Below are 22342 nucleotides of genomic sequence, written 5' to 3' on the forward strand. Positions count from 1 at the left end.
GATGTGATTACACCAGTTTAATCCTGAATTTTTTCTATTTACTCGGTTGAGTTGGCGCTCGACCCGCATTTGGATCAAACGAAGGAAAGGGCGCTGTACCTCCTTGATAAACAGGCAAAATGCCATTCCACTTGTCAATCATTTTCTGTTGCAACTCTAGCTCTCGCAAGCGAATGGTTAAAGGAGAAACAGTCACAGCCTGAATACGAGCCACTTCAGCATCACCACGCGCTTCAGCAATTTTTCGTTTCGCTTCAGCTTCAGCAACTTCTAGCTGAGCTTTAGCGGCGACTGCCTGCTGTTCTGCTTGAAACCGAGCCGTAATTTGGGTTTCGATAGACTTATCAAACCGGGGCTTACTAACAAAGCCAACCGTGTCGAAAGTAACTCCAACAGGAGTAAATTTATCGTTCAAACAGGTTTGAACACCTTTAAGTAATTGTGCCTGTTTATTTCCGACAATTTCCTCCGGTTTTAATCCCGTAGCCCACTGATTAAAACAATTTCGAGTTTCGCTGCGTACTAGGGTGGCTTTGAATTGATCTGGATCTTTCAGGTACTTTCCGTAGAAGTCTTTGATTTTGTCAGTGTTAAAAAAGTACGAAAGTGAGACATCAGCATTGACACTGGTTCCACCGACCCCGAACGTAATACTCTCATTCGTCGCAGAACCTTCCTCTGTCGAAGCCGTTAAAATATAGTACTGAACGTGGTTGGGAAAAACGATAATTTCTTCCGTGTAACCGTTATACCAGACGCGACCCGTATTGATAGTTGCATTTTGGATTCCCCGGTTTTTACCGTAAAGCTCGACCTTAAGACCCACATATCCAGGGGGTATCAACTTAGAGCTAGTGCCTGGAATAACGCCACAACCCGATGTCAGAATCCCGATTGCCGCAGCAATTCCTGCTACGCTGAGAAAGCGGCGTTTAAAAATTTTCATGGTTGCCTACTTTTTGGAATCTAAAAGTTTTATTAGGGAAGTTTCATCATCAAGAAAAGCATCTCTTAGCTGTTTCTGTCGGAGTCTTGCTTGATAGACTTTAGAACCCACATAGCCTAGAGAGGCTCCTGGTAAAATTAGCAATCCTACTAGGTAACAGAACACGCCCCACCAAACCTTGATATTGCTCGGAGAACTCACTAAAATAGCGGCATTTCCTAACAGCCAAAAACAGAAGATGAGTTCGATAACTCCGACTACTATCCATCTGCTGATAGTTTTCATGGCGTTTCAATCTTGTGCCATTGCGTAATCATACTGTTTCTTGTGGTATTGGCACTTTATCAGGTTCACAAATTTCTCCTTTACGTCTCTTCCTAAAGGAGGATTGGAGGCTCGACTTAAACTAGCGCCTTACACAGAATTGGTATAAGTTAAACCTCAAATTCAAAAACCCAAATTCCGCATATCTTTCAGATAATTTTGTAAAGTTTGTTGTTGCTCTGTTCCCAAGGCTAATTATCAAGCGTTTGAAGACAAAACTCAGTCGGATAGAGAACAGAGTCATATCAGCAGGTTTCATAGAAGGCGATCGCCTAAAGAAAATCCTTCATTAGCGATTGAGCCAAATACTTGCATAATCTTATATCTCTGAATTCACCAGGACTTATGCAGAAATTTTGCCTAGAGTTTCACTCAAAGCAAGCTGATCGCTAACAATCTGAAGATTACTGACTCAACCACGCGATCGCACTTCTAATCCACTCTTCCGCATTCCTGCTTTTCGCCACAAGGGTATCCTGGCTAATTGCCTCTAGCGCTTGACCAATTTCGCTGTTTTCATAACCCAAAGCCAGTAGGGTCATCTCCACATCCTCTAGAATGGCTGAGGATGGCCCAGTTGCAGAAGCAGGTGTAGCGACTCCCGCTAGCTGACGCCATTCGGCAAGCTTGGTTTTCAGTTCTAAAGCAATGCGTTCAGCCGTTTTGTTTCCTACACCGGGAGTTTTGGCTAAGGCGCGGATATTGCCTGTCACGATCGCTTGCACTAAATTAGGTAGTCCCAGAGTATCAATCAGTGCGATCCCAAGTTGTGCCCCAATTCCACTCACACTAATCAACTGACGAAACAAATCTCGTTCCGCTGCCGAGGCAAACCCATACAGGATTTGTTGGTCTTCCCGAATTTGCAAATGGGTAAAAACTTGCACCATCCCTTCTGACCCCGCTAGCAGTTCCTGTGACAGACGCTTGGGAATTTGCAATTCATAGCCGATTTGGTTCACGTCCAAAATCAGCGTGACGCGATTGCCACTGCTTTTCTGAATCGTTGCGACAGTCCCCTTGAGATAGCTGATCATGAGTCACAGGGTTGAAGGTTTGAAGATGGTACGCCTTAACAGAAGCGTTGGTTTAGCCTGTCTGTAAGGCGTAGCGTCGGTTGAACACTCTAACCTGTAACCTGCAAACCTTCAACCCTAACCCACCTTCAGCCTACAACTCTTATTTAAGTTTTCAAGAATCCGAAGTGGTGCAAGCCTTCGAGAATACCACCCGCACAGCACCCCTGAGCCATATAGCGATAATCGGCTGGGTTTTTGTGGTACCACTGGCGCAGTTCCGGTCGTGCGTTGCCGACAATAATTCCCCTTTCTTCACCAACGCTAAATAAGGCGATGTCATTTCCTGAGTCGCCACATACGACCGTTTGTGTGCTATCGAATCCCCACTTTTGCTTCAGAAACTGTACAGCTAACCCTTTGTCAGCATGGCGGGGCAGAAGGTCGAGGTCTTTACTGCCGCTATAGATCAACTTAACATCAAGACCTCGCTCAGCCAGCAGCGATTCCAGTTGAGGCAGTACTTCCACAGCAGCTTCTTCCGTTAGATAATAGCTGACTTTAAACGGACGCTGTTCTGAGTCGGGTTGGGGAACCAAGTCAGAATAATGGGCGGCTGTTGCCACGATTAGGTCTCGATTCCAACCTTGAGCCAGTTTGTCTGACCAGGCTGGATCGGGGGTATCTTGACCATCATGATCATAAATTTCCGTACCCACTGCGGCGATCAGAGCATCTGGATCTAACAGTTGCTTCTCACGCTTCAGGTCGTGGTAAATACTGCGCGATCGCCCTGTTGCATAGACGATCTTTGTGCCATATTCTTGGCGATGCTGACTAAGTTGCTTTTTGAGTTCTTTAAGGGCGTTATCATCGCCCACTAAGGTATTGTCCAAATCGGTTATAAATAAAAATGCGGTCACGGTAACCTCTATTATCACGACTGCGGACTCGCTACAGCCTTATTGTCCTATAGTTCAGGGTGCCTAGCTGACGCCCCCTAAGTGAACTCTCACAGAGAAGGGGTATAACTGAGTGCCCAATCCCAAGTCGGAGATCATTCTTAGTTTTTCGTTTAAACCTTATATCTCTGATAGAAAAATAGAAGAGCTGTTTAATAAAAGGTAAGCATCCCTTATTCTGAAATCTACCCAGGGAAATAGTTAAGAAGCCTTTAAGTTTAAAGATTTAATAAGTAGTCAGGGTCAGGAGAGGGTACATGAGTGACGCTTTCATTTCTTACTCACGTCGAGACAAGGACTTTGTCAAAAATCTCCATGAAGCGTTTGTCAAATTGAATCGTAACGTTTGGGTCGATTGGGAAAATATTCCCCTGACAGCAGATTGGCGCAAAGAGATTTCTGAGGGGATTGTAGCCGCTGATAATTTTATCTTCGTGATCAGTCCCGATTCGATCGCCTCCCAGGAATGTGGCGTAGAGATTGAACAGGCGATTTTTCACAACAAACGACTGGTACCCATCCTGTATCGGAATGTTGACCCCAAAGATACCCATCCATCCCTAGCCGCCATCAACTGGACGTTCTTTCGGGACAGTGATGATTTTGACCGCGCCTTTCAAGAACTGCTCACAGCAATCGATACTGACTTAGAGCATGTAAAAATACACACTCGCTTGCAACAGCGATCGCTGGAATGGGATAAGAAAAAACGCGATCTCAGCTTCTTGTTACGCGGGAACGACTTAAAAGAAGCTCAACAATGGGTCGCCAAAAGTACTGGAAAACACCCGGAACCAACCTCCCTGCAAACCCAATACATTGTCGCCAGTGGTCAGTCCCAGTTCAAGCGCCAAGGTGTAACTTTAGGCGCTGTAGTCTTCGGTTTGATTTTCACCGCTGTGTTGGCAGTGTTCGCAGAAGCCAGCCGTCGTGATGCTGTTGCTCAACAAAACTTCGCTAGAAAACAGGAAATCATTGCCTTAACGGCTCTATCTCAAGCCAGTCTGCTGACAGAAGATCAGCTTCGCGCCTTGCTAGAAAGCGTGAAAGCTGCTAAACAAGCACGATTGGTAAAAGATCTGCCAGAGAAAGTGCGCCAACAAACTCAAGAAGTACTCAGAGATGCAGTTTATGGTGTGCAAGAGCGTAACCGTCTCGCAGAGCATACGGATACCGTCAATAGCGTCAGTTTTTCCCCTGATCGCCAGCTCATTGCTTCTGCCAGTGATGACGGAACGGTCAAACTTTGGCGGAACGATGGCAAGTTGCTGTACAGCCTTAATCATCAGGCGAGTGTTCGGAGTGTAACATTCTCCCCCGACAGTCAATGGATTGCCTCCGCCAGTGCGGATAAAACTGTCAAAATCTGGAAGAGAGATGGAAGCCTACTCAGAACGCTTCAGCATAATGATCGGCTTCGGAGTGTTGCCTTTAGTCCAGATGGTAAGCTGATTGCCGCTGCTGGTGCGGATGGAACAATCAAACTCTGGAGTTTAGAGGGTAAACTCCTCAATACGTTAAAAGGCCATACCAATGAAGTCAACAGCGTGGCGTTTAGCCCCGATGGCAAGCTGATTACCAGTGCTGGCAGTGATCGCACGGCGAGGCTGTGGACGAGAGAGGGACAACCCCTGAAAACCTTAATGGGACATCGCGATCGCGTCTGGGAAGTTAGTTTTTCCCCCGATGGTCAAACCCTGGCTTCCGCTAGTGGTGACAGTGATGTCAAGCTCTGGAGTGTGGACGGAACTCTGATCAAAACCCTTGAGTCCCATACCAATTGGGTCAGTAGTGTAACTTTCTCCCCCGATGGCAAGAAAATTGCCACGGCTAGTGATGATGACTCAGTGAAACTGTGGAGCAGTAGTGGCACCTTACTCCAAACTTTCCGAGGTCATAGCGGCGGTGTCAAGAACGTGCGATTTTCTCCCGATGGTGAAACCATGGCTACCGCCAGTGCCGATACAACGATTAAACTGCGTAGTCTCAGGGGAGCCGTGATCGAAATTCTTCAAGGACATCGCTATAGTATCAAAGGCGTGAGGTTCTCTCCCGATAGCACCCTGATTGGTACGGCTAGTGATGACAAGACGGTAAAACTTTGGAACAGTCAGGGAACGTTTCTCGCTGATCTGAAGTATGGCGCTGGCATGAGGAATGTCAGTTTTAGTCCAGATGGTCAGACGATGGTCACGCCCAGTTACGATAACACCGTGCAAGTTTGGAGCGTTCAAGGTGTTCTTAAAGGTACGATGACTGAACCGCTCCGCACTTTTAAGGGGCATACTTCGACCGTTAGGAACATTAGTCTTTCCCCTGATGGCAAGCTCCTTGCCTCAGCCAGTGCAGATGGAACCATCAAACTTTGGCGGTTTGACGATGGGAAATTGCTCCGCTCCTGGGAGGCTCATCGTCCTGAGGTAACCGATGTGATGTTTTCACCCCAGAGCGATCGCCTTGTCTCGGTAGGGGGTGACGCTTTGGTAAAAATTTGGACGTTGGAGGGTAAATTACTTCAAACTCTCCAAGGACATAAGGCTTGGATTAATGCGGTCATACTCAGTTCTGATGGGCAGATGATTGCCACTGCCAGTGGCGACAAAACGGTCATCCTCTGGAAGCGAGATAAAAATGGCGAGTTTCAAACTACGCCTTATCGAGTCTTAACAGGTCATCAAGATTGGGTTTGGGATGTGGCTTTCAGTTCAGATAGCCAGCTAATTGCCTCTGCGGGTAAAGATGATGCGGTGAAGTTGTGGAATCGGAAGGGCGACTTACTGATCACGCTGCGTGGGCATCAGAATTGGGTTCGGGCCGTGGACTTCAGCTCCGATGGGAAGAAGCTAGCTTCAGGCAGTGCTGACAAAACAGCCATTCTTTGGACGCTTGAGAGACTCCAAGGACTGGAAGCTCAAGGTCAAGATTTAGACGAAGGGAAGCTGCTGGAACAAGGTTGCCAATTGTTGCGTGACTATTTGGCTAGTAGTTCTAAGCTAGAAAAAAGCGATCGCCATCTCTGCGATGGTTTGACTCAGCACACGGCTTTGTAGCGTTCTCCTTTCTTACACTCAGTGTTCATCGTAAAAAACTTGGAGCAAGACTAAAATCGATTGAGGGTAAGGGTTTGCACCCACAAGAAGCCTGTATTTTTCCCCCAAATCGAAAAAAGACAGATTACCCTAGGCAATAGAGCCATAATTACGTCTTCAGGGGGATGTATGAATGATAAATTTAAGTTAATGGATGCGTCGAGTTCAGTCCCGATGGCAATACCCTTGTCACTGCCACTCAAGTCGATCTCTGTGCATTCGTAGGCGCACTGAAGTGACGTGGCTTCCTGCTGATTCCATCGTGAGTAAAGCCGTCTTGAGCGCTCACAATGATGACTGGCTTGCTGTTCTAGTGTAGTGGGATGCTCTACTCGTCTTTGAAATTCAGACCCAATAGCGATTGGGGACAGCAGATCATTTACTAAAGGAACATACCATGATGCAAAACCAAATAGAGAGCCTGGATAAAGCTCAATCTTTAGCCTTAGAAACAGCTTGGCAGCGTTACGCTCAACTGGAAACAAATGCCGAGGCCGCCTATAAGCAATATTTAAGGCTGCGTGGTTGGGTCATGGCTCTGGCGGTAGTTGCCACGCTCCTAGCTATCCTCACGTCTCGGTCTGATAGCAGTCTGATGGTATCACCTCTAGGCCAGGTGCTAAGAGCCTCCTTGATATTAGTCCCCCTAATCGGCTCGGTGATGTTAGTCTTTGCCAACAGACTACAGCAGGGACAATACTGGCGAGTTTTTAGAACAGGTGCTCAGGAAATTAGAAAAGAGATTTACCTTTACCGGACTCTCCTGCAAGGGCAACCCCAGCGTCATCAGTGGCTTTTGGAACGAGTTAGTCAGATTCAGCGCCAAGTAGTGGAGACGATTGGCAGTAATTGGATTATCAAACCTTACACAGGTGAAATTCTGCCGGATTATCCCGGTAATGAGCCAAACAGCGTTTTGGTTTTGACTGATTTAGGGCCAGACGACTACTTGCGCGATCGCGTAGAAGCCCCCCTTAAGTCCTATTCTCAAGAATTAGAGAACATACACCAAACCCGTACTCGTCTACAAACGGGCATTTTGGCGTTTGGGGCATTGAGTGCCTTTCTCCCAGCCCTCAGTGGCAGTCTGAACATTTGGGTCGCCTTTACGACTTCACTGGGAACAGCGTTAATCATTTGGCTGGAAGTGAGCCGGCTGGACTTGGTGGTCAAAAACTATAACCAGCTCATTCTAGAACTTAATATTATTCGCGACCATTGGCAAAGTTTAAGGCCACCGGAACAAACGGGGGCTGAATTTTTTAAATTAGTCATTGCCACCGAAAAAGTTCTCTGGAGCCAGCATAATCAAGACATTAACCAAATGCGTGAGGCGGTGATTGAGTTACGCACTCAACCGAACGATATGGTGACTCAAGTGATGAGTCAGCCTGTTTTGAGTAAGATTGAGCAAACTCTGTTACCCGAAAAATCGACTCAACTCGAAATTTTACCCGCTAAAACAGAGATTATTCCCGAAGAAACTGTAGAAATTGAAGTTGTTAAACCTGAAAAACAAGAGCCAAAGAAACAAAATAAAAAAGACTTACCTCATGCCTTTGTGGTGATGCCGTTTGGTCGGAAAAAAGGCCCGGATGGACGTTGGATTGATTTCAATAGTATTTATCAGCAGTTAATTAAGCCAGCTCTGGAAGAGGCAGGATTTGAGTCCTTTCGAGCCGATGAAGAAAGCGTGAGTGGCGATATCTTAACCGATATGTTTCAGGAGCTTTTGCTGGCAGATTTAGTCCTGACTGACCTCAGTATTGATAATGCCAATGTTTATTATGAATTGGGTGTTCGCCATGCCTTGCGGAAGCGGGGGTTAGTGCATATTCAGTGTGGTCGGGCTTACATGCCTTACGACATTTTCAACGTCCGCACGATTCCTTACCAATGCGATGAAAATGGTTGCCCTGACCCCAAACACTTGGAGAAAGATAAACAGGCGATCGTTAAAATGGCTCGTGCCACCTGGGAGTCAGACGAAAACCGAATTCACAGCCCGATTTTTCAATTACTCGCAGGTCTGGAAGAACCCGATCGCAGAGCATTACGAACCCCCTTGGCAACGGGCTATTGGCAGGAGTACAAGGAATGGCAGGAGTTAGTCCTAATTGCTCAGCGACAAAAGCGGATTGGGGATGTGTTGTTGTTAACAGAAGAAGTCCGCAATCCTCTGATTAAAGAAGAAGCGATCGCAGACGCAGGTAAAGCCTTAAAGAACTTGGGGAATCATGCCCTCGCTCTCCAAGAATATCGACAAGGGCTGAAGATTAACTCTAAAAATTCCGAATTCCGGCTGGAAGAAGCGTTTCATCTGAGCCGATTGAAGCAATCCGAAGAAGCGATCGTGAAATTGGAGGGGTTGCTCCAGGATGAACCGAACAATATCAAGGCGCTGTTTTATTTAGCTGGCATTTACACAGAAATGTGGCGGGATGAATGGCTCAAGATCAAAAATGAGCAAGAGCGCTTAGAAGAGGCTTACGAAGCGGCTCACTTACTCAGAAAAGCGATTAAAACTTACCTCAAAGGCTATCGCTTAAATCAAGATCATTACCATTCGGGAATCAGTGCCCTAATTTTTTCCTGCGTTTTAGAACACCTGGTGGAGCAGGTTGGCGAGGATAGCGATTTAGAAGATGAAGCCATTCGGCAACAGTTGCCCTCACTCAAAGGAGCCGTTCAATTTACCTTGGACAGTGTGGCTCAACGGGAATCCAATGATTTTTGGGTCTTTGTCTGTTTAGCTGATTTCGCCGTCTGCACGGCTGAGGACCCGAAACAGGTGATGAAAGCTTACAAAAAAGCCTTTACCCTAGCGGGGAAAAACAAATTTGCCTTGAAATCGACCCTCGATCAACTGAAATTATTGGAGGCACTCTCGTTCCGCCCAGATTATGTTCAGTCTGGCATCGCTGTAATTCAAGCAGAACTTGAGCGATTTGAAGACCAAGAGGAAGCGGTTGCAGACACAACCAGCAATGAACCAGCATCGGTGTTCTTGTTCTCTGGTCACATGATTGATAGTCCCAATCGTGCACAACCTCGTTTCCCGGCGGACATGGAACGCGAGGCTCGTCAAAAAATTGAGGATGTATTGGATAAGTTACATGCCTGTTCAGGCTCGATGGCAATAGCACCAGGAGCGGCTTGTGGCGGAGATATTTTGTTTATCGAAGCCTGCTTGGAGCGCAATATCAAAGTTGAAGTGTTTCTCACATTTTCTCAGGCCGAGTTTATTCAAGATTCAGTCAGCTTTGCAGGTGATAATTGGGTTGCCCGTTTCTATGCCATTCAGAAGCATCCTAATGTAACCATCCACCTCCAACCCGAACGTCTGGGCAGTGTGCCTGAAGGAGATAGTCCCTATGAGCGCAACAATCGCTGGGCGCTCTACTCCACGTTAATGTACGGCATCGAGCGAGTGCGGCTCGTTGTCTTGTGGAATGGCAAAGGCGGTGATGCGCCAGGTGGCACTGGGGATATGGTTCAACAAGTACGTCAACTGGGAGGAATTGTCGAACATATCGATACGACGAAGTTTGATTACTGGAAGATGAATGAAAAAGTCGTAGAGTTTCCCAAAACAATAGAAATGGCGGGTCAAGTTCAAGAGAGTTAGCGATCGCATTAGGGAAGTGTCAGTTCCCCTAAGGTAGCGGGACGCGTTAGCCATTACCTCCAACAGAGGTTCGCGTCCCTTGTGTTTTGAGAGAAATGCTCATACTTCCCTAATGTCTAAGCTTTCTTAATTAATTAATCCTAAAAAGCGTCTTTCCTCGCCAGTTAAACTTGTGTCTACACCTCTCATCTTTAATTACCATTCCATGGAAAGACCGTGTAATTTGACATTCCCTAATCAACTCTGTGCCAAAGCCATTCAGGTTCATAACGTCGTTGAATTGTCTGAAGCCTTGCTTACAATCGGTCTTCACAGGACTCGTCCGACGTTAGTGTTGGTGGGTGGCGCGAGTGGGATTGGCGAAGCTGACAAAGCCCGCTTACAACAGCTATTTACTGACAAGATTGCCCCACTGGCTCAAGAATTAGGAGTGACTGTTGTGGATGGTGGCACTGACGCTGGGATTATGCGGTTTATGGGTCAAGCTCGGACTCAGAGCGGTGGAACTTTCCCTCTGATAGGCGTGGCGGCGCTCGGCACAGTAATTGTCCCGAATGTTCCTGCTCCTAGTTCGGATGCAGCCCCCTTGGAGCCAAACCACACACACTTCATCCTGGTTCCTGGCACAAATTGGGGTGATGAATCGCCTTGGTTAGCCTACATTGCCACTGTCTTATCTCAAGGATTTCCCTCCGCCACGATTGTGGTCAACGGCGGTGAAATCACCTTTCAAGATGTATCCTACAGTGTGCAAGCAAACCGACCCGTCGTCACTTTGGATGGTACAGGACGAACAGCGGATAAATTAGCGGCTGCGCTGCGCGGAGAACAAACCGATCCAAGAGCCAGTCAACTAGCGGCTTCAGGGAAAATGCAAGCGATCGCCTTACTCGAACATCCCGATCGTGTCACGGCAGTGATTAAAGAGATTCTATCTAGATTACTACATATTTAATGACCACCGACTCAGAGCTAGAAATATAAAAACGGACACGGACGTAGCTTGAGTCAAAAGTTTCCATATTTAAGTAGCTAACTAACTACTCAAACCGGGGAGCACACCATGGCAAAAAAGAACACGTATAATGACTATCTCAAGCAAGAAATGAGTGAGCTGATTGAAGAAATCGAGCTACCTTCTTTGCAGAAACGGTTTATGAAAAGCCGTTGGCTGGATCAAGTTTTGTGGTTGGAAGGTCGAGCGACTAAATCTCGTAGTCGCCACAATAGCCTGCGACTGATTACGATTATCGGAGGTGTTCTTGTTCCGGCTGTCGTCAGCGCCAACAGTGGGAATATTTCACAGCAAAACTTAAAACACTTGTTGGGATGGACAGCGTTTGGCTTAAGTCAAGCGGTTGCTATCAGCGCTGCTGTAGAAGAATTCTTTCATTTTGGTGAGAACTACCGGCGCTATCGTAACACGGCTGAGAACATGAAGATTCAGGGCTGGCAATTCTTTCAGTTAACGGGTCCTTATAAAGATGCCAAAAATCACAGTGAAGCTTATCCAACGTTTGCGAGTAACGTAGAGAATATCATCCAACAAGATGTAGAGGGGTATATTAGTCAGGCGGTGGAGTCGGATACCGAAATCAAAGCGGCTACGCAAGCTGTCATGGCTCAAAACATAGCACTGGCTAATATACGGCTAAGTGAGCATTTGCAACCACCACCCTCTGCCACGAATACTGAATTGTCGCCTCATTCAACAGCCCAAACCCATCAGCCCTCGCCTCCAGTGGTTTTGCTTAAGGAGGATAAGGTAGAGTTGGTGACTTCTGACTCAATCCCCCATACTCAGTTAGAGTCAAACAACAACCTGGACAATAAAGATTCAAGCATCCCTTCGCTGTCCCCTCCGCTCGTTGCGAATTCGTCTCCAGGAGTTGAGCCTAAATAAAATTAGTATGAATCTCTTAATTTCACCCAATCCAAGAAACTCTTAAACAGAGTGAACCTGATGGGAAAACAATGTTTAAAGTTGTTTGAATAGAACGTCTACGGCTTTATTGAATTGAGGGTCTTTTCCCTGAGCGTACTCTAGCGGAAAAGGAACCTCAATATCTGGGATAACACCCTTTCCTTCCAGACGTTCTCCATCAACCCAAACATTGACTACAGCTAGATATAGGAGATTACCATCTTCTAACAGAAAGGGGCTGCCACCCACAACAGCCCCTGCTGTTTTTGTCCCAATTAATTTTCCAATCCCGTATTTTTTAAATCCATTAGCCAAAATTTCTTTGCCACTTCTTGAGCCGTTATTAACAACCATAACAACGGGTTTTCTCCATTGCAGATCGATTGTTCTTTTTACTCCATCACGGCTCATTTGAGTCAATATCGGAACTTGTTTATTGAAAATATTCAGATAATTTGGTTCGGCTCCACCCCAGCCATCTCGAAGATCGAGTATCAAACCATCTGCATCTTTAAGTTTGCCAAAGCCAATTTCTTCAATGAGTTGTTGCTGATACTGATCGCCAGCATACGACCAGATATGGATATAGCCAATTTTTTTATTATCGCGTTCGATAATTTTAGTACTTTCCCGCATCGCTTCTAAAAAAAGCCTATTCGGGTTAAGTTTTTTGGGAATTACAGTTAAATCCTTGCGGCTTTTGGGGTCAGGACTCTGTTGAATCGATACCTTCACTTCTTGTTCTGCTTTATTAGCGAAAGATTGAATCGGCTGATACGGTTTGCCATCAACGGCTATCACTTCATCTCCTACTTTCAACCCAGATTGGGCAGCAGGCGTACCGTCAATAACTCCTGAAATGAAAATTTTTCCGTTAATGTCTTTAGTAAAAATTCCGATTCCTGTATAGTCTAATTTTCCATTTGAAAAAATTCTTTCAAGTTCTTTTCTAAATGAACCTCTGTTAAAAATCCCCAATAATTGATAATAGGCTGGCTCTTGTTTAGTATAGAAATGAGTATGAGAAGTCTTGAGTTCGGAGAGCATTTGATTAATTACCACCGAGGCTTCCTCTAAAGACTGAACTGGCTTAAGCTGATTTTCATACTCTTGTCGCTTCGCCTTCCAATTCACTCCATTAAAGTTGGGGTCAAAAAAATGGTCATTCACCTCTTGCCAAACTTCGTTCAAGGTCGCTTGATAGGGTGAACCTTGGGCTGAGGAAACTTTAAGGAATATAGGCCAAACGATAATGAAAACAATCAAACTGATTATAGTTATAAATTTTAAAATTTTGGAGCCTAGAAAGTTAATCATTAGTCATTGAGAAATAGAAAATAGTAGTAGAACAATGAATGATTAACAATGACTAATGACCCAATAGCAAAATCATCTTTCAACTTGCCAATTGGCATCAGTTAATGCAGGTCGGCTTCCCAGACAGCCACGTAAATGCGACCGGGTTCATTCCGTTCAATGACACCTTTAAGGCTATTATTTCGACCGCTCACGAACCTATAACGATTCGATTTCTGCTGATATACCGCTTCAAGCCCTTGCTTGATGTCCGCAGAGGCGTTGCCATTGAGCAACTGATTTAATGTCCTTGACATCGTTTTCATATCAACAGAGTCGGAAAAAGATACCTCTGTTTGGCGAACCCGCCCGGAACTAGGGTCATACAGATATCCTAAGCTAGCTTGACCGGGTACAAAATCTTCATAAAGTAGCGCACGGGTATTCCACATACCCTTGCTTGCTTTTGAGGGCTGGCCTAATTCTTCTTTGATATAACTTTGCTGTGTTCCTGCGGGAAATGCTGGAATCCTTCTAGACGGCTCAGAATTTTGGTTTGTGTTTCCTGCTTCAGGTAAGGGAACGGGAATGGATTGGGGTGGGAACGAACTCTGTGACGGTGAAAGTTCTGGAGACGGTATGCTTTTTGAGGCACGTCCTTGGGGCGATCGCTCAGACGAGGAGGAGTTAGGGAGTACTGGTGAGGGCGTGATTTCCCCAGCTTGTGAACCTGAGACTGGCGTGCTTCCCTGTCGTGGCTGGGTCGTCGTTCGTTCTGAGGTCGGATTAGAATCGCTAGGTTGTGAACGTGAGCGCGAAGAGGTAGAGGATGAGGGTTGCTGGGTCGTAGGTTGTTCTGAAGTCGGATCGGAATTGGTAGACTGTGAGCGTGAAGAGGTAGAGGATGAGGGTTGCTGGGTGGTGGTTCGTTCTGAGCTTGGATCAGACGAGGACGAGACTGTACTGGCGGGTTCAGCCCCTCGCCTTAAGCCCAACGCCAGTCCTACCACAGCAAGAAACAAACTTCCTGCCACCAAAGCGCCGATAATCAGGGGCTTGCGTCCCTTTCCTGAAAGGGCGGGACTTGAGCCGACGGGAACTGTGTGTCCGGGGGAAGGGTTGGCAATAGGGGGAGTTGAGCGGTTTGGCGTTGCTGGTAAACCACCTGGAGCAACCGCTAATGTTGCCATTTCGGAAACACCGTCACCTGATTGTAAGGCGTTGAGCATTTCTCTAGCTGTGGCAAAGCGATCGCTAGCATTGAACCGAATGGCGCGATCAATGACCATTGCCAGATTAGGATTGATATTCGGAGCCGTTCGTCGCCACAAAAACTCGCCTGTGCGGTCATCGGTTCCCAATTCTTGAGGCAGTTTTCCCGTGAGTAAAAAAACCGCCACTAAGCCCAAACTATACAAATCGCTGGTATACGTCGGGCGTCCCCCAGCTTGCTCCGCAGGCATAAACCCAGGCGTCCCAATTACCATAGAGTGAGCCTGATTACCGGGTAGGTTCACCTGGGTATTCATCGCTTCTTTAACAGCGCCAAAATCAATCAGCACAGGCAATCTATCCCGTTGTCGGATAATCACGTTATCCGGCTTGATGTCTCGGTGAATCATGCGCTGGCTATGGACATAATCCAGCACCGGCAACAGACTGACCAATATCTGTTTAACCTCATTCTCAGAAAGCACTCCACCCTTTTCCACCTTTTGCGTCAGGGTGTCGCCTTCAATGTATTCCTGTACCAGGTAAAACTGTCCAGCTTCTGAGAAGTAAGCAAACAACCGGGGAATCTGGTTGTTTCCATCCCCCAGTGCCTCTAAAACTGCCGCTTCCCGCCCAAACCGCTCTTGTACTATCTTGTAAGCCTGAGGGTCGTGTGTCACTGGCTTTAGCTGCTTGATCACGCAGCGCCGTCCCGAAGGCATATAGGTATCTTCGGCAAGAAACGTGTTACCGAACCCACCAGCACCCAGCGTCCGGAGTATGCGATAGCGATTATTGAGCAGCGTTGGCGTCATGAGCGGTTTAGGAAAGTCTAGATATTATAAAAATGGATGTCTATCAACATCTAGATGTTTCCTGAATTCTACTCGTATATAGCTTTTAGGAATCCCCCCAAGGAGATAAGCTTCTATTTCAGGTCAAGTAAACCATTTTCTTTCAGCTTTGGATTAAATCTAATTTCGGTTTGCACACCACGATATTTGAGAGTTTCTAAAATTTTCGCTTCAACTCGCCGTGCTACTTGTTTTAAGACCTTAACTTGGGTCAACCCATCCCCTTTTTCATAGCTTTCTTTCTCTTGATCCGTCATCGTTAATTTGGCATCAATGGGCTGAGTCCATGCCGCTTCATCTGTTCCATTGCCAATCGGCATCGTACCATTTTCTTGAATCCAAGCTTCTCGAATGTTTTCTAATTGGGTACGATTAGGACGGTCAATGGTTTGTACTTTAATCCAATAACAGGATTCAGGCTGACGAACTAAATGTTGTTTGAGGCTGAGATAAATGTCACGGGAATAGTTTATGAATTGCAGCGTTTTATCGCTATCAAAAATTGCGTATACGCCGATTTTTCCTTGCAATTGTTCCGGCAAATTGCCAGTTTCTTCCAGATAAGGAATATAGTCGAGTTCAGCCAGAGAGGAAATTTGAGTTTCAGACACCATCAGGAATTCAAGATTTTAAATTTAAAATTATTCTTTACGTTCTTCTTGAGTCACACCTTTAGGCTATTTTTCGATAAATCGCGCATAGACGGCTGGGAGTCATAATTTTCGCTTTGAACATAAAGTTCGGTGGCACATTAATGATCAGGTAATCATCCGATGCATGGTACGGTTCAAACTCGGCTGGCATTCCTTTGGGTGTAGCTGTTGAGTAGGGAACGGGCTGAAAAAGTAATTCTGTAAATTCAACCTTTTGACATTGCCCTTGTGCGGCGATTTGGTTTAAGAAGGGTTCACTCGTCAATAAACTAAATAAGTTTTCTTTAGCTTCTGGAGCGAGAACAAAACGGCTATCGTAGTTGTTAAGAATTTTTAAGCGAGCCATCTTTTAAGATGATTGTTGAATAGGTTGCCATTTGGCTGATTATAATCCACAAGGTACCGCTAAAAACGAAATGTCGTGCGGAGGGTGCCGATTACGAGGTCAGCATTACCGGCGAGGGAACCAGGTGCTGTAATCCAGATAATTCCTGGCGTAATGAAAATATTATCCGTGACCTTCATTTGATAGAACGCTTCTACATGCAGTGAAACATCGGGGTCTGGATTATCAAAGGTATTAATAAGCTGTCTGAGTCGGGGGGATGAATTCAGTAATGCGAGTCCAGCCGGAATTAAGGCGGGATTGTTAATGGATGCAGGATTGACCAGGTTTTGGTTAACTTCTATATCGCTATTTAACACCGTTGGTTCAACACCAACAATAATCCCGGCTAAGTTACCTTGTTTACCGAGATCGGGGAATGCCAAAGTAATTGCCCCATTGATGGTATCAATACTGCCACGGGATAATAATCCATTGCCTGTCGATAGAGTGCTGGTATTGGTATAGCCGACCCAACCCCCTAAAACAAAGCGATCGCTGGCCTGCCAGGAGAACTGTAACCCGTAAGAATTGCTGATAATTGGGATATTCAGGTCAAATCCCAGGGGAAACCCTGCAAAATCGGGTCGTTGCAATAAATCCCCTAAGGTACCTGTAAAATTATCCGGCGGCAGGGGGGTTCCGGGAACCAGCGCTGTTAGGGATGTGCCTGGAGTGGTGAGACTGATGGGTACGGGGAGGACGAAGTCTTGGGGAATCGGGGTGGCATTGGGAAGGGAGGTTCCAGCGGGTATTGGCACTCCGGCGGGTATTGGGGTTCCAGGAGGAAATGTGATAAATCCTACCGTGATGGGAAAGGGCAGTCCATCGGGAAGTGGAAAGGGAAGCGCGAGGGATGCCGTAAGCTGTGTTCCCGGTGGCAGTGTTGTATTTGCAGGAATGGTGCTTCCGGTTGGAACTTGTTGTCCGGCAAAAAAGGTGGTGGGAACAATTCCTGGTGCAGGTTGGGGAACGTCGCCAGTACTGATGGGTTGACCGGCGAGGGTACGAATTAAGGATTGAGGATTAGAAAGAGGGCTACCCGTGAGGGTTTCACGGTTATAGGAGTTAATGTAAGTTAGACCAATCTGGAAGCGATCGCTGGGTTTATAAACCAGTTGTGCCATCGCCCCATAAGGCCCATTGAATAAACCCCCACCGCTTGCTGGGTTACCCGCGTCACCCGCTAAATATCCTAGACTCAGTTCAAAGGTCTTACCCAGTTGTTGCCTGATGCCAATTCCAGACCCTTCCACCAAATAATAAATAGGATTGCGGGTGCCAAAGCGAGTCAAAGCCCCGAACCCACCATCGCCATCAAGGAAATTCACTGTACTGGCAAAATCATCGGCGGCACCTCCATTCGCCATCAACACCACTTGTGTGCTGCTACTGATGGGGAAACTATAAAGCAGTGCATCAATTTCAACATTATTATTGGCATCTTCACCCGCAAATGCCAAATTTCCCTCAAAAGTCTGGGTTCGGGGAGTAAACGTCTCAAGACCAACCGCTTGAAGCCTAGTTCTCAACAAATCTCGACCCGTGAAACTCGTCTCTAAATTCAGGCGAGCACGGCTGCCAAAAATCCACACGTTATCAGCGGATTCACCAAAAATATCGTCACCGCTTGCAATACCTGCTACGCCAAATATCGCTTCTCCATCCAGTTTTGTAGTCGTAGAAAACTGAGTGAGTTCCAGTTCATTTGTGCGTTCTTCTATGCCGTCCACCCGACCCCGCAGCGCCGCTAATTCTGGCGCAAATTCACCAATGATGCGTTGTAAGGTGACTAAATCTTCTCGTCGTACCGACTCTTCTCCACTACTGCTAATGAGTCGCTCAATTTGCTGTAAACAAGCATTCAATCCCGCCGCAAATTCATAGCGGGTCAGTGACCGATTGCCGCGATAAGTACCATCAGGGTAACCTGCGATACAGCCGTAACGTTCAACCAGCGATCGCAGCGCTTCAAACGCCCAGTCACCCGGAGAAACATCTCGTAACTGAGAAACGTTAGTGACTTGATCTAGGGAGTCGGGATTGTTTTCATTGGTTTCGTTGGTATAAGACTCAATTTGTTCTAAAACATCGGCGTCTTTTGGAAGCAAAACTGAAGTGGGTGAACTCTCAACAACCATTTTGGGAGGCGTCGTTATCAGCGATTTTAGCTGTTGTTCTGGCTTAACGACATCAGTGGTTTTCGGCACCTCAATGTCTACAACAACGGACTTATCTTCACTCATTATTATGGGTATCATTTCCTCAATATCGGCAACGCTTGGTTCCTCCAGCGTAGTTGCTGAAATCGTTGCTAATACTGGCGTTGTGCTAACAACTAAGTTGTTGCCTGTAGGATGTTTTCCTTCTGTCTTTACGTCTAAAATCGTTTCTTGAAGGGGTGAACGGTGTGCGATCGCAGCTTCTGAAGCAACGCCGCAGATTACACTATCCGAGACAAATAAAGCGACTCCCAAAATTACCGGACTCGTTAGCCACGAATTCCACCAAGTTATAGACATCTCATATCCTCACAAATCGATTGTTTTAATTTTGTGATCGCCAGAGATTTCATGAGTTACGAATTCAACCAAAGAGATAACTCTACTTTGTCAATTATTTAATGCCATAGATTACTAGCTTTCTCAGTTACGCCTATAGCAAATTGATTGAAAGGAGGTTAATTGAACACGTCACCTTTCAGTTGAATTCCTTAAACTCTGAAGATTGTCTATCAACAGCCGAAGCTAATTTATGGTGGAGTTTTTCCGACTGTGGCTATCTCCTTGAACATTATCATTGCTGCAAACAAGAACAAGCTTGCACAAAGGCTATAGCGGCTTTCCTGAACCCAGTCTTTTTTACTTACTGTTGTTATTATCACAAGAGTCACAGGTTAAAGAGTGGATTTAGACAAGGAATACGTTTGTCAACTTAAAGCGTTTAATCAGAGCCGATTCGGCTTTAATACTTAAGGCAAAAAGTAATTTTTTGGCAGAATATGATTTTTAAAAAGTAGACCATAGAGTTGGGACACAAGTCAACCGAATGGCTATAAACATTAACAAGAGACACGCCCTAATGCGTGTCTCTATATCCAGTTAACTCCCAACTGAGCTAACGATTGAGTATCATTGGCTACCCAAATAACACTTAAAAATTAAACGTGGTTCGGATCGCACCAATCACAATATCGTTGTTGTTCGAGCTGTGATCGGGAGATGTGAGCCAAATTACTCCTGGTGTAATGGAAATGTTATCCGTTAGCTTGTACTCATAGAACGCTTCGATGTGCAGTGAAGTGTCTGAGTCTTTGCCGATCGCATCTCTGAGAGAACGGCTTGCCCCCGTTACTTTCGGCTCCATCCCGACAATGATGGCGGCAACACTGCCCTCTTTCCCCAAGTCTGGGAAAGCCAGGTGGGCGGCAAAGTTCCAGATACTCATATCTCCCCGTTCCAGTACCGATCCTGAGCCATCGGTAGCGATGAGTGGGGCTAGGGTACGAGTGGCTGTATAACCTGCCCAGCCACCGACGAGAAATTTAGGGCTGAATTGCCACGAGGCTTGTATCCCGTAGGAATTACTGGAAACGGGTAAATCTAATCCTGCAAAGGGTGCCAACCGCTCAGGTAGATTGGGGTTGTCTGCCAAGGCGGAACGCAGATTAGCCCGATTGCTTCCCGCTGTGAGGTCGGCGTTGTAAGAATGAATGTAAGTCAAGCCTAAAGTAAGCTGATTAATCGGCTTGAAGGTGATTTGTGCTAGTGCTCCATAGGCACCATCAAACAAACCACTCCCTTCATCTGGTGTGCCAGCGTCACCCGCTAAATAGCCTAAGCTGAGTTCCAGGGCATCGCTGAATTCATGTCTGATGCCGATGCCAGCCCCTCCCACTAAACCATAAATCGGGTTGCGGGTTCCAAAGTTAGATAGAGCACCCGTATCTCCGTCACCATCGATAAACGGGTTAACTGTATTGGCAAAGTCATCCGGTGCACCTGCGTTGGCTTCAATCACAACGGTTGTCTTTTCTCCAATGGGAAAAGCATACAACAGGGCATCAATGCCAATATCATTATTGCTACCACTGCCGAAGGTACCATCACCAAATCGCAAATCTCCCTCTGGTGTAAAGGTGGAAGTACCGGAGTAGGAATCCAGGTTTACCGCTTGGAGTCGAGTTCTGAGTACATCTTTACCCGTAAAGCTGGTGTCAAAGTTGAGACGAACGCGATCGCCAAAAGCTACCACGTTGGGGATGTTCCCTCCTAGGGCGTTTTCCCCTGTGGCGATACCAGTCAGGGCAAAGATGGCTTGAGCGTTGAGCTTAGTCGTGGTAGAAAACTGAGTCAGTTCTAGTTCTGTTGTGCGTGCTTCTAGCCCATCCACCCGACCCCTCAGGTTAGCCAGTTCTGACCCAAATTCCTGAATGAGTCGCTGTACTGTCGTTAAGTCCTCTTTCGTCGCGAAGTTTGTACCAGAACCCAACAAGCGCTCAATTTGCTGCAAACAGGCATTTAATCCTGCCGCAAATTCATAACGGCTCATCGCTCGATTGCCACGATAGGTGCCATCGGGGTAACCTGCAATACAGCCATAGCGTTCGACGAGCGATCGCAATGCTTCAAACGCCCAGTCCCCTGGAGACACATCCCTTAACTGAGAAACATTTGTAACTTGCTCTAAGGGATCGGTGCTATCTTCGTAGCTGGGTTCTATTACACCCGCATCACTCCCATCAATTTCTTGAGGAGAATCTTGAATTAACTGAGAAACTTTATTAATTGATTCCAGTGAATTACTCTCACTGTTGTGGTTGTAGGGATTGATGGGTTCAACTACATTGACATCTCTATCCTCCCCAGGCAACTCAGAGATGGACACCGCCGCTTCAGTCTCTACAGACGCTAAGTTCCCCGACTGGCTTTCCGGGTTCGCTGCAATCATCGGTTCGGTGGTGGCGATCGCAGGCTCATCGGTTGGCGGCTGGGTTGTCACCGTCTCTAGTGGCACTTCAGAGACATCAATCGCAACTTTGGCGGTAGCAGCACCATCAGCCGCTAATGCACTCGATGACGCCAACAGCGCTCCCCCTAAAATGGCTGGACTGATCAGCCAAGATCGCCAAAAGACTCTCGAAGTCATGTTTATATCCTCACACCCATTAACAATGCTCAAGAAATTTAGATTATTTAACTATTAATGAGAAAAATAATCAATTTTTTTAATTCTTGGGATTTAAGGCGATTTTTGTCAAGAAATTAAATTCCTCGGCAAACCCAGCCCAGGACAGTCCTAGGAAACCTATTCTCCCAAGCGATAATGATAATACTTTTCAACCCATGAGTCAGTAGAGTATGTCCTGATGCGATCCATGAGTCTCCTGAAATACTGGGACTCAGCCCTCAACTTTTAACTGTCGCTGTCTGTCTCCTCCAAGTGTTCGGCAACCGACTTATAGAGGTTGAGGACGTGATTATCTTGAAGATGATAGAAAACCTTACGACCCCGTTTGTGATAACGCACCAGACGCAAGGCGCGTAAAGCTCTTAGCTGATGAGAAACCGCTGATTCACTCATGTCGAGGATCGCGGCTAAGTCGCAAACACAAAGTTCTTGAATCGCTAAAACCGAAATAATTCGTAGACGGTTGGTATCGCCCAAGAGGCTGAAGAATTCTGCCATCCGCTGGGCTTTTTCGGTGCTGAGAATTTTTTGTTGCAACCGTTCAACATCATCCATCTCAACCGGGTGTGGCGAATGACAATTGAGATCTTTGATTTCCTGAACGGGACTGACTGTAGCCCCTTGAGCTGAAAGGTGGGCTGTCATTTGGGTTGGGTTTCTACAAGGTATCGCTGGGTAACTCCATCTTAACGAATGAGAATGATTAGCGTTTCCAATTTTCGTTCTCAGCCACAGTCAGGGAAGCCTGAAGTTGACCCTGCCGCGAGTTATTCTTACAGAACCCTGAAGGTTACGGTGCAAGGATTACAGAATCCCAAAGTGCGGTTGAGTGGCTTAACTTTCTCAATCGCACTCTAATTTCT

16 protein-coding genes are annotated in these 22342 nt (G+C 46.4%); 5 read left to right on the top strand and 11 right to left on the bottom strand.

Going from position 1 to position 22342, the window contains the following annotated elements; translation table 11 throughout:
- Positions 1-34: 34 nt before the first annotated feature.
- From MIC7113_RS06620 to MIC7113_RS06635, 4 genes are all read right to left on the bottom strand, one after another.
- The gene (locus tag MIC7113_RS06620; RefSeq protein ID WP_015181408.1) at positions 35-946 is read right to left on the bottom strand and encodes an SPFH domain-containing protein; all 912 of its coding nucleotides are present in this window, start codon (positions 944-946) and stop codon (positions 35-37) included.
- Between the two features lie 6 nt (positions 947-952).
- A complete protein-coding gene (locus MIC7113_RS06625; RefSeq protein ID WP_015181409.1) occupies positions 953-1231 on the bottom strand; it encodes a hypothetical protein in 279 nt (92 codons plus the stop codon).
- Positions 1232-1674: 443 nt separating this feature from the next.
- A complete protein-coding gene (gene ruvA, locus MIC7113_RS06630) occupies positions 1675-2307 on the bottom strand; it encodes a Holliday junction branch migration protein RuvA (protein ID WP_015181410.1) in 633 nt (210 codons plus the stop codon).
- A gap of 146 nt (positions 2308-2453) precedes the next feature.
- Positions 2454-3209, bottom strand: a complete 756-nt coding sequence (locus MIC7113_RS06635) for a sucrose-phosphate phosphatase (RefSeq protein WP_015181411.1) — start codon at positions 3207-3209, stop codon at positions 2454-2456.
- A gap of 296 nt (positions 3210-3505) precedes the next feature.
- Between MIC7113_RS06635 and MIC7113_RS06640 the strand changes: the two genes are divergently transcribed.
- The 4 genes from MIC7113_RS06640 (at position 3506) to MIC7113_RS06655 (ending at position 11868) form a co-directional block, all read left to right on the top strand.
- Positions 3506-6298, top strand: coding sequence for a toll/interleukin-1 receptor domain-containing protein (locus MIC7113_RS06640; RefSeq protein ID WP_015181412.1), 2793 nt, complete (start codon positions 3506-3508; stop codon positions 6296-6298).
- A 436-nt stretch (positions 6299-6734) separates the two neighbouring features.
- Positions 6735-9965, top strand: a complete 3231-nt coding sequence (locus MIC7113_RS33090; protein WP_015181413.1) for an SLATT domain-containing protein — start codon at positions 6735-6737, stop codon at positions 9963-9965.
- A 205-nt stretch (positions 9966-10170) separates the two neighbouring features.
- Positions 10171-10920 (top strand): hypothetical protein, encoded by a 750-nt coding sequence (locus MIC7113_RS06650; RefSeq protein ID WP_015181414.1) that lies wholly within the window; start codon positions 10171-10173, stop codon positions 10918-10920.
- A 108-nt stretch (positions 10921-11028) separates the two neighbouring features.
- On the top strand, positions 11029-11868 hold the full coding sequence (locus tag MIC7113_RS06655) for a DUF4231 domain-containing protein (protein ID WP_015181415.1): 840 nt from the start codon (positions 11029-11031) through the stop codon (positions 11866-11868).
- Between the two features lie 75 nt (positions 11869-11943).
- Here MIC7113_RS06655 and MIC7113_RS06660 read toward each other — a convergent pair whose 3' ends face one another.
- The 7 genes from MIC7113_RS06660 to MIC7113_RS06690 all read right to left on the bottom strand — a co-directional run bounded on the left by MIC7113_RS06660 (position 11944) and on the right by MIC7113_RS06690 (position 22124).
- The gene (locus tag MIC7113_RS06660) at positions 11944-13206 is read right to left on the bottom strand and encodes a S41 family peptidase (protein ID WP_015181416.1); all 1263 of its coding nucleotides are present in this window, start codon (positions 13204-13206) and stop codon (positions 11944-11946) included.
- A 101-nt stretch (positions 13207-13307) separates the two neighbouring features.
- Positions 13308-15212, bottom strand: coding sequence for a serine/threonine-protein kinase (locus tag MIC7113_RS06665; RefSeq protein WP_015181417.1), 1905 nt, complete (start codon positions 15210-15212; stop codon positions 13308-13310).
- Between the two features lie 113 nt (positions 15213-15325).
- The gene (locus MIC7113_RS06670; protein WP_015181418.1) at positions 15326-15865 is read right to left on the bottom strand and encodes a GIY-YIG nuclease family protein; all 540 of its coding nucleotides are present in this window, start codon (positions 15863-15865) and stop codon (positions 15326-15328) included.
- Between the two features lie 58 nt (positions 15866-15923).
- A complete protein-coding gene (locus MIC7113_RS06675) occupies positions 15924-16250 on the bottom strand; it encodes a hypothetical protein (protein ID WP_015181419.1) in 327 nt (108 codons plus the stop codon).
- A 59-nt stretch (positions 16251-16309) separates the two neighbouring features.
- Positions 16310-18811, bottom strand: coding sequence for an iron uptake porin (locus tag MIC7113_RS33095; protein ID WP_015181420.1), 2502 nt, complete (start codon positions 18809-18811; stop codon positions 16310-16312).
- Between the two features lie 631 nt (positions 18812-19442).
- Positions 19443-21437: an iron uptake porin gene (locus MIC7113_RS06685; protein WP_015181421.1), complete on the bottom strand. Its 1995-nt coding sequence runs from the start codon at positions 21435-21437 to the stop codon at positions 19443-19445.
- A gap of 267 nt (positions 21438-21704) precedes the next feature.
- Positions 21705-22124: an ArsR/SmtB family transcription factor gene (locus tag MIC7113_RS06690; protein WP_015181422.1), complete on the bottom strand. Its 420-nt coding sequence runs from the start codon at positions 22122-22124 to the stop codon at positions 21705-21707.
- A 54-nt stretch (positions 22125-22178) separates the two neighbouring features.
- On the opposite strand from MIC7113_RS06690, the gene MIC7113_RS36025 reads away from it, so the two are divergent.
- On the top strand, positions 22179-22337 hold the full coding sequence (locus MIC7113_RS36025; RefSeq protein WP_155897950.1) for a hypothetical protein: 159 nt from the start codon (positions 22179-22181) through the stop codon (positions 22335-22337).
- Positions 22338-22342: the final 5 nt, after the last annotated feature.

Source organism: Allocoleopsis franciscana PCC 7113 (assembly GCF_000317515.1).
In the GTDB taxonomy this organism is placed as follows: domain Bacteria; phylum Cyanobacteriota; class Cyanobacteriia; order Cyanobacteriales; family Coleofasciculaceae; genus Allocoleopsis; species Allocoleopsis franciscana.

Excerpts from the sequence above, each read along its gene's own strand:
- MIC7113_RS06620 (WP_015181408.1), bottom strand. The coding sequence starts at position 946 with ATGAAAATTTTTAAACGCCGCTTTCTCAGCGTAGCAGGAATTGCTGCG.
- MIC7113_RS06625 (WP_015181409.1), bottom strand. The coding sequence starts at position 1,231 with ATGAAAACTATCAGCAGATGGATAGTAGTCGGAGTTATCGAACTCATC.
- ruvA (WP_015181410.1), bottom strand. The coding sequence starts at position 2,307 with ATGATCAGCTATCTCAAGGGGACTGTCGCAACGATTCAGAAAAGCAGT.
- MIC7113_RS06640 (WP_015181412.1), top strand. The coding sequence starts at position 3,506 with ATGAGTGACGCTTTCATTTCTTACTCACGTCGAGACAAGGACTTTGTC.
- MIC7113_RS33090 (WP_015181413.1), top strand. The coding sequence starts at position 6,735 with ATGATGCAAAACCAAATAGAGAGCCTGGATAAAGCTCAATCTTTAGCC.
- MIC7113_RS06650 (WP_015181414.1), top strand. The coding sequence starts at position 10,171 with ATGGAAAGACCGTGTAATTTGACATTCCCTAATCAACTCTGTGCCAAA.
- MIC7113_RS06655 (WP_015181415.1), top strand. The coding sequence starts at position 11,029 with ATGGCAAAAAAGAACACGTATAATGACTATCTCAAGCAAGAAATGAGT.
- MIC7113_RS06660 (WP_015181416.1), bottom strand. The coding sequence starts at position 13,206 with ATGATTAACTTTCTAGGCTCCAAAATTTTAAAATTTATAACTATAATC.
- MIC7113_RS06665 (WP_015181417.1), bottom strand. The coding sequence starts at position 15,212 with ATGACGCCAACGCTGCTCAATAATCGCTATCGCATACTCCGGACGCTG.
- MIC7113_RS06670 (WP_015181418.1), bottom strand. The coding sequence starts at position 15,865 with ATGGTGTCTGAAACTCAAATTTCCTCTCTGGCTGAACTCGACTATATT.
- MIC7113_RS06675 (WP_015181419.1), bottom strand. The coding sequence starts at position 16,250 with ATGGCTCGCTTAAAAATTCTTAACAACTACGATAGCCGTTTTGTTCTC.
- MIC7113_RS33095 (WP_015181420.1), bottom strand. The coding sequence starts at position 18,811 with ATGTCTATAACTTGGTGGAATTCGTGGCTAACGAGTCCGGTAATTTTG.
- MIC7113_RS06685 (WP_015181421.1), bottom strand. The coding sequence starts at position 21,437 with ATGACTTCGAGAGTCTTTTGGCGATCTTGGCTGATCAGTCCAGCCATT.
- MIC7113_RS06690 (WP_015181422.1), bottom strand. The coding sequence starts at position 22,124 with ATGACAGCCCACCTTTCAGCTCAAGGGGCTACAGTCAGTCCCGTTCAG.
- MIC7113_RS36025 (WP_155897950.1), top strand. The coding sequence starts at position 22,179 with ATGATTAGCGTTTCCAATTTTCGTTCTCAGCCACAGTCAGGGAAGCCT.